Origin of the sequence: Streptomyces sp. NBC_00353 (genome assembly GCF_036108815.1) — a bacterium.
Classification (GTDB): Bacteria; Actinomycetota; Actinomycetes; order Streptomycetales; family Streptomycetaceae; genus Streptomyces.
On record NZ_CP107985.1, the window covers coordinates 3,985,612 to 3,999,469 of the forward strand.

Annotated in this window: 6 protein-coding genes; 1 reads left to right on the forward strand and 5 read right to left on the reverse strand. The window is 70.8% G+C overall.

Features of this window, described 5'->3' with window-relative positions:
- Positions 1–234: 234 nt before the first annotated feature.
- Positions 235–4,086 carry a multifunctional oxoglutarate decarboxylase/oxoglutarate dehydrogenase thiamine pyrophosphate-binding subunit/dihydrolipoyllysine-residue succinyltransferase subunit gene (locus OHA88_RS17920; protein WP_328626266.1) on the forward strand — a complete coding sequence of 1,284 codons (3,852 nt, stop codon included), beginning with the start codon at positions 235–237 and terminating at the stop codon, positions 4,084–4,086.
- A 96-nt stretch (positions 4,087–4,182) separates the two neighbouring features.
- Here OHA88_RS17920 and fxsT read toward each other — a convergent pair whose 3' ends face one another.
- The 5 genes from fxsT to OHA88_RS17945 form a co-directional block, all read right to left on the reverse strand.
- A complete protein-coding gene (gene fxsT, locus OHA88_RS17925; protein WP_328626267.1) occupies positions 4,183–7,176 on the reverse strand; it encodes an FxSxx-COOH system tetratricopeptide repeat protein in 2,994 nt (997 codons plus the stop codon).
- Positions 7,177–7,266: 90 nt separating this feature from the next.
- Positions 7,267–8,652, reverse strand: coding sequence for an aKG-HExxH-type peptide beta-hydroxylase (locus OHA88_RS17930; protein ID WP_328626268.1), 1,386 nt, complete (start codon positions 8,650–8,652; stop codon positions 7,267–7,269).
- Positions 8,649–9,794: an FxsB family cyclophane-forming radical SAM/SPASM peptide maturase gene (locus OHA88_RS17935; protein ID WP_328629719.1), complete on the reverse strand. Its 1,146-nt coding sequence runs from the start codon at positions 9,792–9,794 to the stop codon at positions 8,649–8,651. Before OHA88_RS17935 ends, OHA88_RS17930 begins: the two co-directional genes overlap by 4 nt.
- 285 nt (positions 9,795–10,079) lie before the next feature.
- Positions 10,080–10,283, reverse strand: a complete 204-nt coding sequence (gene fxsA, locus OHA88_RS17940) for an FxSxx-COOH cyclophane-containing RiPP peptide (protein WP_328626269.1) — start codon at positions 10,281–10,283, stop codon at positions 10,080–10,082.
- A 100-nt stretch (positions 10,284–10,383) separates the two neighbouring features.
- A complete protein-coding gene (locus OHA88_RS17945) occupies positions 10,384–13,854 on the reverse strand; it encodes an SAV_2336 N-terminal domain-related protein (protein WP_328626270.1) in 3,471 nt (1,156 codons plus the stop codon).
- Between the last annotated feature and the right edge of the window lie 4 nt (positions 13,855–13,858).

Sequence of the window (13,858 nt, forward strand, 5' to 3'; positions counted from 1 at the left end):
GTTCTACGCGTCGTCCCACGAGGGGATATGGTCCACGTGGCCGTAGCCACGGCCACGCGTACCCGGAGTGAAGCGGAACCACGCTTGTTTCCCGCCATTTCCAGCACCGAAACCCGCTCTTTGATGTGACTTGCACGACGAAGACCGGCCCGGTCTGCATGGAACGGTCAAGGAGGCGTAGCCTTGATTTCCGCTGTCCATCACCTTGTGAAGCGGAAGAGGGCGGTTGCCGCCGTGTCGTCTCAGTCCCCCAGTAACTCGAGCATCTCGACCGACCAAGCCAGCCCGGGTGCAAACCCGGCTGCCGCTTTCGGCCCCAATGAGTGGCTCGTCGACGAGATCTACCAGCAGTACCTCCAGGATCCCAATTCGGTCGATCGCGCCTGGTGGGACTTCTTCGCCGACTACAAGCCGGGTACGTCCGGCACGGCGGACAAGCCCGTTCCCGGCGCCGCAGCCGCGGGGGCTGCGGTAACTCCGGCCCCGGCTGCCACCGCACCGGCGCAGACCGACCACGCCGCACCGGCCGCTCCGGCGCAGCCCGTGGCCCAGGCTCCGGCTCCGGCCGCCGCACCCGCCGCCCCGGCGGCGCCCGCGGTTGCCGCACCCGCTGCTCCGGCCGCACCGGCCGCTCCGGTGAAGGCCGCGCCCGCGGCACCCGCCGCGCCGGCAGCCGCGAAGGCCCCCGCCAAGGCGGCCCCGGCCACCGCGGCGGCCGAGGGCCCCGAGTACGTGACGCTGCGCGGTCCGTCCGCCGCCGTTGCGAAGAACATGAACGCCTCGCTGGAGCTGCCGACGGCCACGTCCGTCCGCGCCGTCCCGGTGAAGCTGCTCTTCGACAACCGCATCGTCATCAACAACCACCTCAAGCGCGCCCGCGGCGGGAAGATCTCCTTCACGCACCTCATCGGGTACGCGATGGTGCAGGCCCTCAAGGCCATGCCGTCGATGAACTACTCCTTCGCGGAGAAGGACGGCAAGCCGACCCTGGTCAAGCCGGAGCACGTCAACCTCGGTCTGGCCATCGACCTGGTGAAGCCGAACGGCGACCGCCAGCTGGTCGTCGCGGCCATCAAGAAGGCCGAGACACTCAACTTCTTCGAGTTCTGGCAGGCGTACGAGGACATCGTCCGCCGCGCCCGCATCGGCAAGCTCGGCATGGACGACTTCACCGGAGTCACCGCCTCGCTGACCAACCCCGGCGGCATCGGCACCGTCCACTCGGTGCCCCGCCTGATGCCCGGTCAGGGCCTCATCATGGGTGTCGGCGCGATGGACTACCCGGCGGAGTTCCAGGGCACCTCCCAGGACACCCTGAACAAGCTGGGCATCTCGAAGGTCATGACGCTGACCTCGACGTACGACCACCGGGTCATCCAGGGCGCCGCCTCCGGCGAGTTCCTGCGGATCCTGGCCCAGCTGCTGCTCGGCGAGAACGAGTTCTACGACGAGATCTTCAAGGCGCTGCGCATCCCCTACGAGCCGGTCCGCTGGCTCAAGGACATCGACGCCTCGCACGACGACGACGTCACCAAGGCCGCGCGGGTCTTCGAGCTGATCCACTCCTACCGGGTCCGCGGTCACGTCATGGCCGACACCGACCCGCTGGAGTACCGCCAGCGCAAGCACCCCGACCTGGACATCACCGAGCACGGCCTCACCCTGTGGGACCTGGAGCGGGACTTCGCGGTCGGCGGTTTCGCCGGCAAGACGATGATGAAGCTCCGCGACATCCTCGGTGTGCTGCGTGAGTCGTACTGCCGCACCACCGGCATCGAGTTCATGCACATCCAGGACCCGAAGCAGCGCAAGTGGCTCCAGGACCGGGTGGAGCGTCCGCGCCCGAAGCCGGAGCGCGAGGAGCAGCTGCGGATCCTGCGCCGCCTCAACGCCGCCGAGGCGTTCGAGACGTTCCTGCAGACCAAGTACGTCGGCCAGAAGCGGTTCTCGCTGGAGGGCGGCGAGTCCGTCATCCCGCTGCTCGACGCCGTCATCGACTCCGCAGCCGAGGCCCGCCTCGACGAGGTCGTCATCGGCATGGCCCACCGCGGCCGGCTGAACGTCCTGGCGAACATCGTCGGCAAGTCGTACGCGCAGATCTTCCGTGAGTTCGAGGGCAACCTCGACCCGCGGTCGATGCACGGCTCCGGCGACGTGAAGTACCACCTGGGCGCCGAGGGCACCTTCACCGGCCTGGACGGCGAGCAGATCAAGGTCTCGCTGGCCGCCAACCCCTCGCACCTGGAGGCGGTCGACCCGGTCCTGGAGGGCATCGCCCGCGCCAAGCAGGACATCATCAACAAGGGCGGCACGGACTTCACGGTCCTGCCCGTCGCGCTCCACGGCGACGCGGCCTTCGCGGGCCAGGGCGTCGTCGCCGAGACGCTCAACATGTCGCAGCTGCGCGGCTACCGCACCGGCGGCACCGTGCACGTGGTGATCAACAACCAGGTCGGCTTCACCGCCGCCCCGGAATCGTCGCGTTCCTCGATGTACGCCACCGACGTGGCGCGCATGATCGAGGCGCCGATCATCCACGTCAACGGCGACGACCCCGAGGCCGTCGTCCGGGTGGCCCGTCTCGCCTTCGAGTTCCGCCAGGCGTTCAACAAGGACGTCGTGATCGACCTCATCTGCTACCGCCGCCGCGGTCACAACGAGGGCGACAACCCGGAGTTCACCAACCCGCAGATGTACACCCTGATCGACAAGAAGCGCTCGGTGCGCAAGCTGTACACCGAGTCGCTCATCGGTCGCGGCGACATCACGCTGGAAGAGGCCGAGCAGGCGCTCCAGGACTTCCAGGGCCAGCTGGAGAAGGTCTTCGCGGAGGTCCGCGAAGCCACCTCGGCTCCGGCTCAGACCCATGTCCCGGACGCGCAGCCCGAGTTCCCGGTCGCCGTCACCACCGCGGTCTCCCAGGAGGTCGTGAAGCGGATCGCCGAGTCCCAGGTCAACATCCCGGAGCGGATCACGGTCCACCCGCGCCTGATGCCGCAGATGCAGCGCCGTGCCGCCTCGGTGGAGAACGGCACGATCGACTGGGGCATGGGCGAGACCCTGGCCATCGGTTCGCTGCTGATGGAGGGCACTCCGGTCCGGCTCGCCGGCCAGGACACCCGCCGCGGCACCTTCGGTCAGCGTCACGCGGTCCTCGTCGACCAGGTGACCGGCGAGGACTACACCCCGCTGCTCTACCTCACCGACGAGCAGGCCCGTTACAACGTCTACGACTCGCTGCTCTCCGAGTACGCGGCGATGGGCTTCGAGTACGGCTACTCGCTGGCCCGCCCGGAGTCGCTGGTCATCTGGGAGGCCCAGTTCGGTGACTTCGTCAACGGCGCGCAGACCGTCGTCGACGAGTTCATCTCCTCGGCCGAGCAGAAGTGGGGCCAGACCTCCGGCGTCACGCTGCTCCTGCCGCACGGCTACGAGGGCCAGGGCCCGGACCACTCGTCCGCCCGCCCGGAGCGCTTCCTCCAGATGTGCGCGCAGGACAACATGACGGTCGCCATGCCGACGCTGCCGTCGAACTACTTCCACCTCCTGCGGTGGCAGGTGCACAACCCGCACCACAAGCCGCTGATCGTCTTCACCCCGAAGTCGATGCTCCGTCTCAAGGCGGCGGCGTCGAAGGTGGAGGAGTTCACCACCGGCGGCTTCCGCCCGGTGATCGGCGACGACTCGGTCGACCCGAACGCGGTCCGCAAGGTCGTCTTCTGCGCCGGCAAGGTCTACTACGACCTGGAGGCCGAGCGCGAGAAGCGCGGTGTCACGGACACGGCGATCATCCGTCTGGAGCGCCTGTACCCGCTGCCGGGTGCCGAGCTCCAGGCCGAGATCGCCAAGTACCCGAACGCCGAGAAGTACCTGTGGGCCCAGGAGGAGCCGGCCAACCAGGGCGCCTGGCCGTTCATCGCCCTGAACCTGATCGACCACCTGGACCTGGCCGTCGGCGCCGACGTCCCGCACGGTGAGCGCCTGCGCCGTATCTCGCGGCCGCACGGCTCGTCCCCGGCGGTCGGCTCGGCCAAGCGGCACCAGGCGGAGCAGGCTCAGCTGGTCGCCGAGGTCTTCGAGGCCTGATCAGCGGCCGTACGAACCGGAGGGCCCGGTCCCGCGAGTGATCGCGGGAGCGGGCCCTCCGGCGTGTGCGGGGGGCGGCGGTCTCCGGCGCGGGAGTCAGATCAGCTGCGGCTCGAAATCCCAGAAGGGCCGGTTGCGCGAACGCGCCGAGACCGTGTGCACGTGCTGCGCCCCCAGTGTCGATACCAGGTCGCCCAGCGCTTCGCTCTCCACCTTGTCGGCCCGCCGACGGTCCCGGGTGCCGCGCAGATCCGCCGCATACGCGATACGGGCGGACAAGGTGAGCGGATGAGTGCGGCCGAGTGCCTCGGCAGCACGCGCGATGACCGATTCCGTCAAGGCCGCCGCGGACTCCGGCTCACCCACGAGATTGCGCAGCGCCGAGGCATTGATGGCGACGCCGAGGGTCCACGGGTGGTTCTCACCGACGGCGCGCGTCATGTCCAGGAGCGCATTCTCGCCCAGGACGTGCGCCTGCTCCCGCTCCCCGACGTTACGCAGGATCAGGGCATGGTTGGAGCGGACCCCCGCTACGTACGGGTGGTTCTCGCCGAGCATCCGTACGTACCCGTCGACGACGCGTTCGCTTATCGCCCTCGCCTGGTCGATGTCCGCGTGCTCACGGGCGAAGCAGCTCTGTCCGGCCGCAAACATCATGGTCAAGGGGTCGTCCTCGCCGAGCACCCGTTCGCTGCGTTCGAGTACGCGGGTGAAGAGGGACGCCGCTGCGGCTCGGTCGCCACCGCGGTAGAGGCACAGGGCCAGATTGTGTTCGGACAGGAGCGTCTGCGGGTTGTCCTGGCCCAGCACGATGTGGTGCATGCGGGTGCTGCGCGTCTGGAGGGACTCGGCCTCGGCGTACCGGCCCAGGAGCCGCAGATCGGTCGAGTAGTTGATCTCCGAACTCAGTGTCCAGCCGTGGCGGTGTCCCAGGCGGTCCCGGTGCTTGTCCAGGGTGCGCCGGTTGAGCTCCCGCGATTCCTCGTAGCGGCCGAGCAGACGGAGCGAAATGGCCAAGTTGTTCTGGGCGGTGATGGTCCGGGAGTCGTCGCCGAGGATTTCGCGGTAGGAGTTCAGCAGCCGCTGGGACATCTCCAGGGCGTCCTCGTACCTGCCGAGCCCCCGGAGATCCGCGGCGAGGCCGTTGCAGGCCCGCAGGAACTCCAGGTCCCTCTCGCCCCGCTCCCTGCGCAGATGATCCACCGCGGCCTGCTCCATGGCTGCGGTCTCCGCGTAGTTGCCCACGGAACGCAGCAGGTTGGCGTAGTTGTAGCTGAGGTCCCAGATCCGCGGGTGGGTCTCGCCGAGCAGCTCCTTCCAGGCGGCCATGGCCCGCCCGGCAAGCTTGATGCCCGCCCGGTACTCCCCAGAGAAGTACATGTAGCGCAGGCAGTTGAGCACCAGGGTGTGCACGGCAGGATCGGTGCTGCGCAGGACATCGGCCCATTTGAGATGCGGTGTGATCTCGGCGTAGGCGGGCCACTGCCGGGAGTCGATGGGCCGGCCGGGGTCCGCCGCGGTGAGCGCGCGCCGTACGACGCCGGCGAACTCCTCCCGGTCCCGCTCGGGCATGTCCTTACCAATGATCTGGTGCACCATGCGGTGCAGGTAGACCGATTCCCCGGCGATGGACACCTCGTCGTCGGAGGACTCGTGGGACTCCAGCCGGACCACGGAGTACTGGCGGAGCTGGCTGATGGCACGGTTCCACAGCAGCGGGTCGTTCATCAGCCCGGCCAGTTGCTCGGGCAGATCGCCGGAGGGCATGTCCTTCAGCAGCCGCACAGGAATCGAACCGGGCGCGAAGAAGCTGCACAGGCGCAGCAGGTCGACGGACTCGGGGACGGTCTCCCTGAGTTTGTTCAACAGTATCGACCATGCGGTCTGGAAGGCCAGCGGGAAGTCCGCGGACACCTTGACCACGTCCTGGTCGATGCCCCCGCCCAGGAGTTCGATGTACTCCTCGACCGACATGTCGGAGTCGTTGAGCCAACCCGCCGTCTGGTCGAGCAGGAGGGGCAGATCCTCCAAGGCCTCGGCGAGCCGGTCCGCGTCGGACGGGGTCAGCCGGGGTGCACGGCGGCGGATGAACGAGACCGACTCGTCCCTGCTGTAGACCGGGACCTCGACGAGATTACTGTTGTGCTCACCCCACTCGGGGTTGCGCGAGGTGATCAGCACATGGCCGGGGCCGGTCGGCACCAGGTCCCAGATGTGCTCGGGTTCGTCGGCGCCGTCCAGGACGAGCAGCCAGTGGGAATACGGATCGCCGCGCCGCAGGGAGTCGCGGACCGCCCGGAGCCGTTCGCCGTACTCGGCACCGGTGGGCAGACCGAGTTCGGGGGCGAGTTCGGCGAGTTTCTGGCGGTACAGGGCCCGGCGGTCGGCCGGTACCCACCAGACCACGTCGTACTCGGAGCCGAACCGGTAGACGTACTCGGCGGCCAGCTGCGTCTTCCCCACGCCGGACATGCCGTGGAACGTGACGACACCGGCACCCCGCCCGGCGCCCTGGAATGCGTGATAGGTGTCGCCCAACAGGCGCTCGCGTCCGGTGAAGCGTGTGTTGCGGCGGGGAACTCCGCCCCAGACCTCGGGGGTGTCCGCCGGGAAACGCGGCCCGGGCGTGGTGTCGGCCTGGTCGGGCAGTGGGTCCGTGGGCAGGGACAGGGCGACCAACATGCGGCGTTCGGCTTCGGCGGCGCCGACGTTGGTGAGATCGGCGGCTCCGAAGACGGAGGTGGCGGCAGGCAGCGCGGACGTGGTGAGCGAGACCGCCGCGAAGCGCTCACGGTCGAGTGCGACGACATTCCGCAGCGCTCTGTTCCACTCGTCATGGCTCCGGGGGCCGAGCTGGAAGTACCACTCGCTGAGGACGACGAGGATGCGCCCCGGAGCAAGCATCAGGTCCTGGAGCGATTCCTCCAGCGTGGCTTCGTCCTGCGGGTCCCAGCGCTGATAGACGACATGCACTCCGCGCCGTTCGAGACGGTCCCCGATCCAGGCTGCCCAGGCTCGGTTGAATCCGGCGAAACTGATCGTGACGGATTGCGTCCCCGATGCGTCAACTTGCTTACCTGCTAGGGGCATTCAGCCGTCTCCCTGCATCATTACAAGCCCTACTAACTTATCATCAGGAAAGGTCGGTGACGGTGAATCACTGCCACGCAGGGGCCACCGTCACACACGACCGGAGTCGTTCCTCTGCTGCCATATCACGCGGGCCGTGCTCACATAGGCGCGCGCGCGGGCCAGGTGGCCTGCCGGGGGCGGACAATCCGCCAGACGGTGGTAGAGCGTGATCAGTTCATTGACGACGACCCTTCCCTCCGGGGTGAGCGCGCCGGACCCGGCGAGGACCGGCAGAACCGCACCGGTCTGCTCCCGGCTGCGTGTGTGTTCGGTCCAGGCGAGGTCACGCAACCCGGCGCTCTGCGCGCCGAGCGCACACCGCTGCCAGAAGTCGGCGAGCGCGAGATGGGCGTACGCACCCTGGAACAGCCCGTCGAAAGGCCGTGGGTCGGGTCGCCAGGGCGCGAAGTGACGCGGGGTCGTGTCCTCGCGGTGCAGCGGAACCAGTGCGGCGAGCGCGGCCAGTTTGGTGTGCTGAAGTTCGTGCACGAGCGTCGAGGCCAACAGTGCCGGGGAGGCCGGCCTGCTGCTCAGGACGGCGCCGAACGCCTCGCGGCGGGTCCCGCTGCAGTGGGCGGCCCCGTCACCGGCACCGCCGGATCCGGGCGGCGGCGCGAGGGGGACCAGACACCGCAGCAGGGCGGCCGCCTCGGCGAGCCGGTGAGCGCCCCCGATACGCAGCAGGGGCGTCACGCGCGTCCACGACGCCGCCCAGGTGCTCTGTTCCCCGGTGTCCCGCGGGGCGGCGTCGCCGAGACCGTGACGGCGCTGCCCGCTGCCGGACGTGCGGTAGGGGTCGAGGTTGTCGAGCGGCACGAGGGCACCGCCTGCCACCAGGGCCGGAAGCGCGAGCAGGGGCAGCCAGCGCGGGTCGGCGGGTTCGGCCGCGCTGCCGCCGAAGCGGACGACGAGGTCCGTCGCGTGCCGCTGTCGTACCGTCAGCCGCTCTCCGTCGAAGTGGAGGTCGGCCTCGCCCGGGAGCGTACGCAACGAGCCGAGCGTCGGCAGCGGCAGCGTGGTGGCGACGGCAGTGAGCCGAGTGGTGAAGGGCAGCGCGGACCGGATGGCCGCCGCCGCGGCGATGGCTCCGAGGTGCGAGAGATCGGCTCGCAGCACCGGTCCGCCCCGTCCGGAGAACAGACCGTACAGGCAACCGCGGACCCACGGGCCCACCAGCGGATAGAAGAGCACTGATCGCGCGGCGTCCCGGTCGGCTCGCTCCGCCGCCGCCAGTAGCGCCCAGTGGGTGTGGAGCCGGTCGAGCCGGTCGGCGGGGCAGACGTCCGCGGGCGCCTGACCGGCGGCGTCGAGCAGCGCCCGCAGGGAGGCGAGCCTGCGGGTGTGCTGGTCCCGGGCGAGCAGATCGAGTGCCTCGGGCCCTCCCCCGGTCCGGCCCAGCTCGCGCAGGAACCGGTCGGGAACGGCGGAGGTCATGCGGGGGCTCCCGCGGTCGCGTCGGACAGCCCGGCCGCGACATGGCGGATCAGCCGGTCGAGGTCGGCGCAGTAGACGGAGGGGTTGATGAAGCCGTGTCCGGCACGGTATCGGTGGGCGTAGTGACCGCCGCCGCAGACCGTGAGCAGCGGGCAGGAACGACATGTGGCGGCGAGCGCACCAGCGCCCCCCTGACGTGCGGCGACCCCCGGGTGACGCAGGGCCCGGTCGAAGCTGTGCCGGAAGACGTCGAGTCCGGTGGCGGCTGCCGTGTCGTAGGCCGATTTGAGGGAGTCGACCTGTTCGATCGCCCCGTCGGTCTCCACGACCACGGCGTTGAGCGGGTCGAGGCCGAGGGCCTCGGCCGCGGCCGGCAGCCCGAGCAGCAGCGCGAGACATTCCTCGAAGAGCCGTATCCGGGTCTCGCGTCGTCCGGCCGGCCACCAGCGGTCGAAGACGGCGCACAGCCAGTCGCCGTACGGGGTGGGCCGGCCACCGGTCCGTCGCGCTCTCGCTGCCGTGGCGTCCCGCGGACGGACTCCGGTCAGACCGGGGGGCGGCGCGGACCAGTTCCCGTGCGGCAATAACAGGTCCAGGGTGGGCGGGCGGAGGTCGAGGAGCGAGGCGTACATCTCGACGGGATCGCTCTGCAGGTCCACCACGGTGAGGATGCCTGCGTAGGTCTCGGGGTGGTGGTCGGCGAGGAGGCGTGCGCCCCGCAGAGCGGCGGGCCACGACGGCCGGCCCGCGTGGTCGACACGCAGGGTGTTGTGGGCGGCCAGACCTCCGTCGAGACTGATGCCGACCCGAATGCCCGCGCCGGCCAGGGTCGCGATGCCGGCGTCGGTGAGCAGCGTGGCATTGGTCTGCACGGTGGTGTGCAGGACGCAGCCTTCGGGAAGCCCCTCACGCACCCGGTCGGTGAAGGCCGCCAGCCGTTCGGCGCCGGCCAGCAGGGGTTCGCCGCCGTGCAGTACGAGGGCCACCTCGGTCAGCCGGTGGGTTGCGGCGTGCTCGGCAATGCGGGACGCGGTGTGCTCCAGGACATCGGCCGGCGTCGCGGCCGGGCGGTCACGCCAGGTCCGGTCCGGCCCCGCGTACAGGTAGCAGTACCGGCAGGCGAGGTTGCAGCGGCCGTACATCTTGACGATGAACTGCCCGAAGGGCACCGCGTCGTGGCGTTCTGGCCAGGTGTCAGACGACGCGCGCGTGGTCGTCTGTCGAGACACGCCGGCCCCCTCGCTGTGCGCCCCACGGCACGCCCTGCCGGACGGCCCCCGCCGTCGAGAGGAGTCTCTCTGGCCCGGCGGGACCGCAAACACCACCGATGAGAGGTTGCCCTGTTCGCGGGGGTGGACGGCCGAAACCGGCCGGGTCGCCCGCCCGGCACGGGTCCGTTTCCCTGCCGGGGCCCCCGGCCCGACCGCTCAAAGCGCGCTCTGGAAACCCCACAGCATCTCCCCCGGCCGTTCGGAACGACCGCGCAGGTCTTCGATCACCGCCCTGAGGACCGGATGGTCCACGGTGCGCAGCGTCTCGAGATCGATCTCCAACAGGTCGGGGAGGACGCCGGTGCCGCGCTCCGGCGCCTGCGTCGGCCTTGCCTCGTCCTTACGTGCGGACACGCTCATCACCGCTCCCGGTTACCGTCGTACTCGGCTCACTGCCATGCGCTCGTCCGTGGGCGCAGGGCACCTGGTGTTCCGGCTGCGAGCGCACGCCGTCGTGCGCTCATCGTTCAAGTTCGGCAAGGCGGGCTGCGGACGACTCACCCGCCGCGCCACCGCCGTCCGGCATCGTGCGCCACTCCTGGGCGGCCGCTCGGTAGGCCTCACGTGCCGCTCGGGGCCGGCCTGCTTCTTCATAGGTCATACCCCGACAGTGGTTGGCCTGAGCACTCAACTCCACTGCTTGTAGAAACTGTTGCGGATTCTCCCGCTCGGCTGCGGCCGTCCGGGCCGATTCGGCGGCGTCCCGGAACGCCTCGGCCGCCTCGTCCAGCCGGGTCGGCCGGTGCAGCACGTGGTACGCATCGACGTGCGACCGGCCGAGTTCCAGCAGACAGCGGGCGGCTGTCAGCGGATCGCGTGCTTCCCGGGCCGCGAGCCCGAAGAGATGCTCGGCCTCCCGCAGATCGACCCGGTCCTCGGTGGCCCGGTGCCGCAGCATGAGGGCCCGGCCGAGCATGAGCAGCCGGTCCGACTGGCTGTTGCTGTCCGAAGGGGTCTCAGTGCGGCAGTCGCGCAGGATGCGCACTGCCGTGCCGATGTACGGCCGCCCGTCGGGCAGTTCGGCACGGCGCAGCATGATCTCGCCCCATTCGGCGAGCAGATCCGCGTGGGCCCGGGAGTCCCTCGGCGTCCCGCGGGCGGCCCGGCCGAACCACTCTGCCGCGAGGCCGAGTTCGTCCGCGTCACCGGTGTGCTCGTACCGCGCCGCGCAGACCCGCCCCGCTCTGAGCTGCAGCAAGGCGCGCGTCCGCTGGTCGCGTACGGTTGCCAGTGCCTGCTCGACCAGGGTCGCTGCCTCATCGGGCTCGGTGCCTGAGGCCAGCAGGGCATCCACCAGGTCCAGCAGGATCCGAGTCTGCGTGCCCATGGTCTGCGCGCCCCCCTCCCCGGCGAGCACCTTGCGAAGCGACCGGGCCCCCTGTCCCGCGTAGAGCCGGGACTGCTCGGGGTCGGCCGTCGCCCGGGCCAGATGCAGCAGTGTGCGGCCGTGCGCCAGCGACAGGCTCATCGGGCGGTTCTCCTGATCGGGCCAGACGTCGGCGAACGCCTCCAGCATGCCGACCGCCCCCTGCAGCAGGGAGCTGTCGCCGCTGAGCCGCCATTGCGCCTCCATCGCCCGCACCCGCTCCAGGGTGAGCCGCAGCGCTTCGGCGGGGTCGAGTCCGGCCGCCGCACAGGCGACTGTGTACTCGGCGTCGGCGCGGCGCAGGAGGCTCAGCGCCCCGCGCCGGTCGCCGCGCCGCCGCCGGTCGTCGGCCGCGGCGTGCAGCACCTTGGCCAGCACGGCCCGTTCACGCGCCGCCCCGGGCTGCGCGGCGGCGAGTTCCGCGGCGTGCTCGGCCTCGCGCAGCAGCTCGCTGCCGCCCTGGACCTCCCACAGCCGCAGCACACACCGGGCGTACTCGGCCCAGAGTTCGGGGTCGGCGCCAGGCAGCTCCTCGCGTTCGGTGGCGCCCCGCAGCAGCTGCACGGCGTCGATCAGGTACTGCACCATGCTGTCCACGTCGAAATGACGCAGGAGCGCGCGGGCGCTCTGCACCGCCGTGTGCGTCGTGCGGTCGGTGGCGTCGCGACCGCGCCGGTCGCCGTAGAGCGCGAACTGCTCGGGCAGGGGCATGAAACGCTCCAGTACGCGGGCCGCGACCTCGGCGAAGGGGTGGGGGACGCGCGACCCGCTTCCACCGCTCTCCCCGTTCTCGTCACCCTCTTCGCTCTCCCCGTTCTCGCCGAAGCCGCCGCCGTACGTGCGGGGCCCGATGTCCGTGACGTACGAGGAGGCGCCCCTGCCCTCCCCGAGCTGCGCGAACGCCAGCGCGGGAAAGTTCGGCCCGCCCTTGCCGAACCGCTGCTCTATGTACTCGGAGCAGTGTTTGAGCACGAGCAGCGCCTCGTCCCGCCCCAGCGGGCCGAGCAGCGCCTCCTGGACGCCGGGTGCGAACGCGTACCACTGCCCGCTGCCCGCGACGTCGGCCCTGCTGCGCGACAGCAGCCCGCTGAGCAGCACCTCGGCAAGCTCGGAGGGGCCCGAGTCGGGCAGCATCGTCCGCTGCACCAGCTGCATCACCGGGAGATAGAGCGGGGCCGCGGCGAGATAGACCGCCAGCTGTCCGGCGGCCGGGGAGGCCGTCGAACGGAAGCGGCTGACCAGCTGGAGCGACGACATCCGGTCGCCGGGACGCGGCGCGGGGGCCGCGGGCTGGTCGGCCCTGACCCAGCCGACCGCTCCGGAGATCCGGCCGGAGCCGGTGCCGGAGAGCAGCCTGGCCCAGGCGGCGAGCGCGCCCGCCACCGGCGGCAGTACGGGGACGGCGAGGGCGCCGGGACGGACGGTGGGCGCACCGCCGGCCTCCTCGGTGACTTTCAGCACGGTGGCACCGGAGAGCCCTTCGCCGCGGGAGAGCGCGCCGTAGGTGACCGGCAGTCGGGTGCGGTTCCACATGCGCTGCGGCAGCGGCTGCAGTACGGCGGTCGGGGCCTGCCGGGCCAGCTGATGCAGCAGCCGGTGGGCCCGCCCGCTGTGCCAGAGAGGTCCGGCGCAGTCGCTGACGAGTACGGTGACCCGGCGGCCGGTCGGATCACTGAGCCGGTCCGCGGAGTTCAGCGGTGCGGCGGCTGGGTCCGGACTGCGGCTGACCGCGCAGGAGCCGTCGGGCCCGCGGTGCAGATAGCGCACCTGGACGTCCCGGAATGCCCCTAACTGTCCAAATACCTGCTGGAGTTCGCCGAACATTCGGTCCCAGACGCGCATCGACGACGAGGCATCCATGACGAACTGCAGGAGTGCGTCGGCCCGGGAGACGCCACGGAACACCGGAATGATCAACCCACCTGCCCTGGCGCTCAGTTCTGCGGTGGCCGTCTCGTCCAGGATGCGGCGCGTGGGGGGCGAGGCCGGACGGTAGCGCTGCAACGGGCGTAAGGCACGCTGGAGTTCGAGGGGCGCGGGGAGTGCGGGTGCGGCGGGCACGCTGAGGGTGAGGGTGGTGGCACTGCGGCCCGTGCGGCCGCGTGAGTCGTCCTCCTCGTCGCTGCGCACGCCGTCGTGTGCCGCCGCCTTCGGTAGCGGTACGGGATACAGGGCGATGCGGTGGTCGGTGTCCCCGGGATCCTCCTGCGCGGCGCTGTCGCCGACCGGTGCCGGGTCCGTGGTGGCGCCGCGGGCGGTCGCGGGCCGGGGGGACGGCGTGGCCGGCCGTTCGCCGTGCAGCCGGCCGTGCGAGGACGCGCCGGTGGCGCCGCCCTCCTCCTCCCCCTCGGGTACGTCGGCCCGGCGGGTCCACCGGGCGAGCCAGAGGGCGTCGCAGAGCTGTTCGGCATCGGGGTCGAGTCCGGCCTCGCGCAGCCGGGCCACGAGTGCGGGCAGCAGATCTCCCGCGTAAGACTCCGGCGCACGCCCTTCCGGCTCCGAGCCAGGCCCTGACCCCGGAAGTGGGCCCCTGTCCGGACCATGCCGTGCCGTGGCGTCGGGCATCAGC

Bases quoted from the DNA above. Each gene is read 5' to 3' on its own strand.
- fxsT (WP_328626267.1), bottom strand. From the start codon at position 7,176: ATGCCCCTAGCAGGTAAGCAAGTTGACGCATCGGGGACGCAATCCGTC.
- fxsA (WP_328626269.1), bottom strand. From the start codon at position 10,283: ATGAGCGTGTCCGCACGTAAGGACGAGGCAAGGCCGACGCAGGCGCCG.
- OHA88_RS17945 (WP_328626270.1), bottom strand. From the start codon at position 13,854: ATGCCCGACGCCACGGCACGGCATGGTCCGGACAGGGGCCCACTTCCG.
- OHA88_RS17935 (WP_328629719.1), bottom strand. From the start codon at position 9,794: ATGTACGGCCGCTGCAACCTCGCCTGCCGGTACTGCTACCTGTACGCG.
- OHA88_RS17930 (WP_328626268.1), bottom strand. From the start codon at position 8,652: ATGACCTCCGCCGTTCCCGACCGGTTCCTGCGCGAGCTGGGCCGGACC.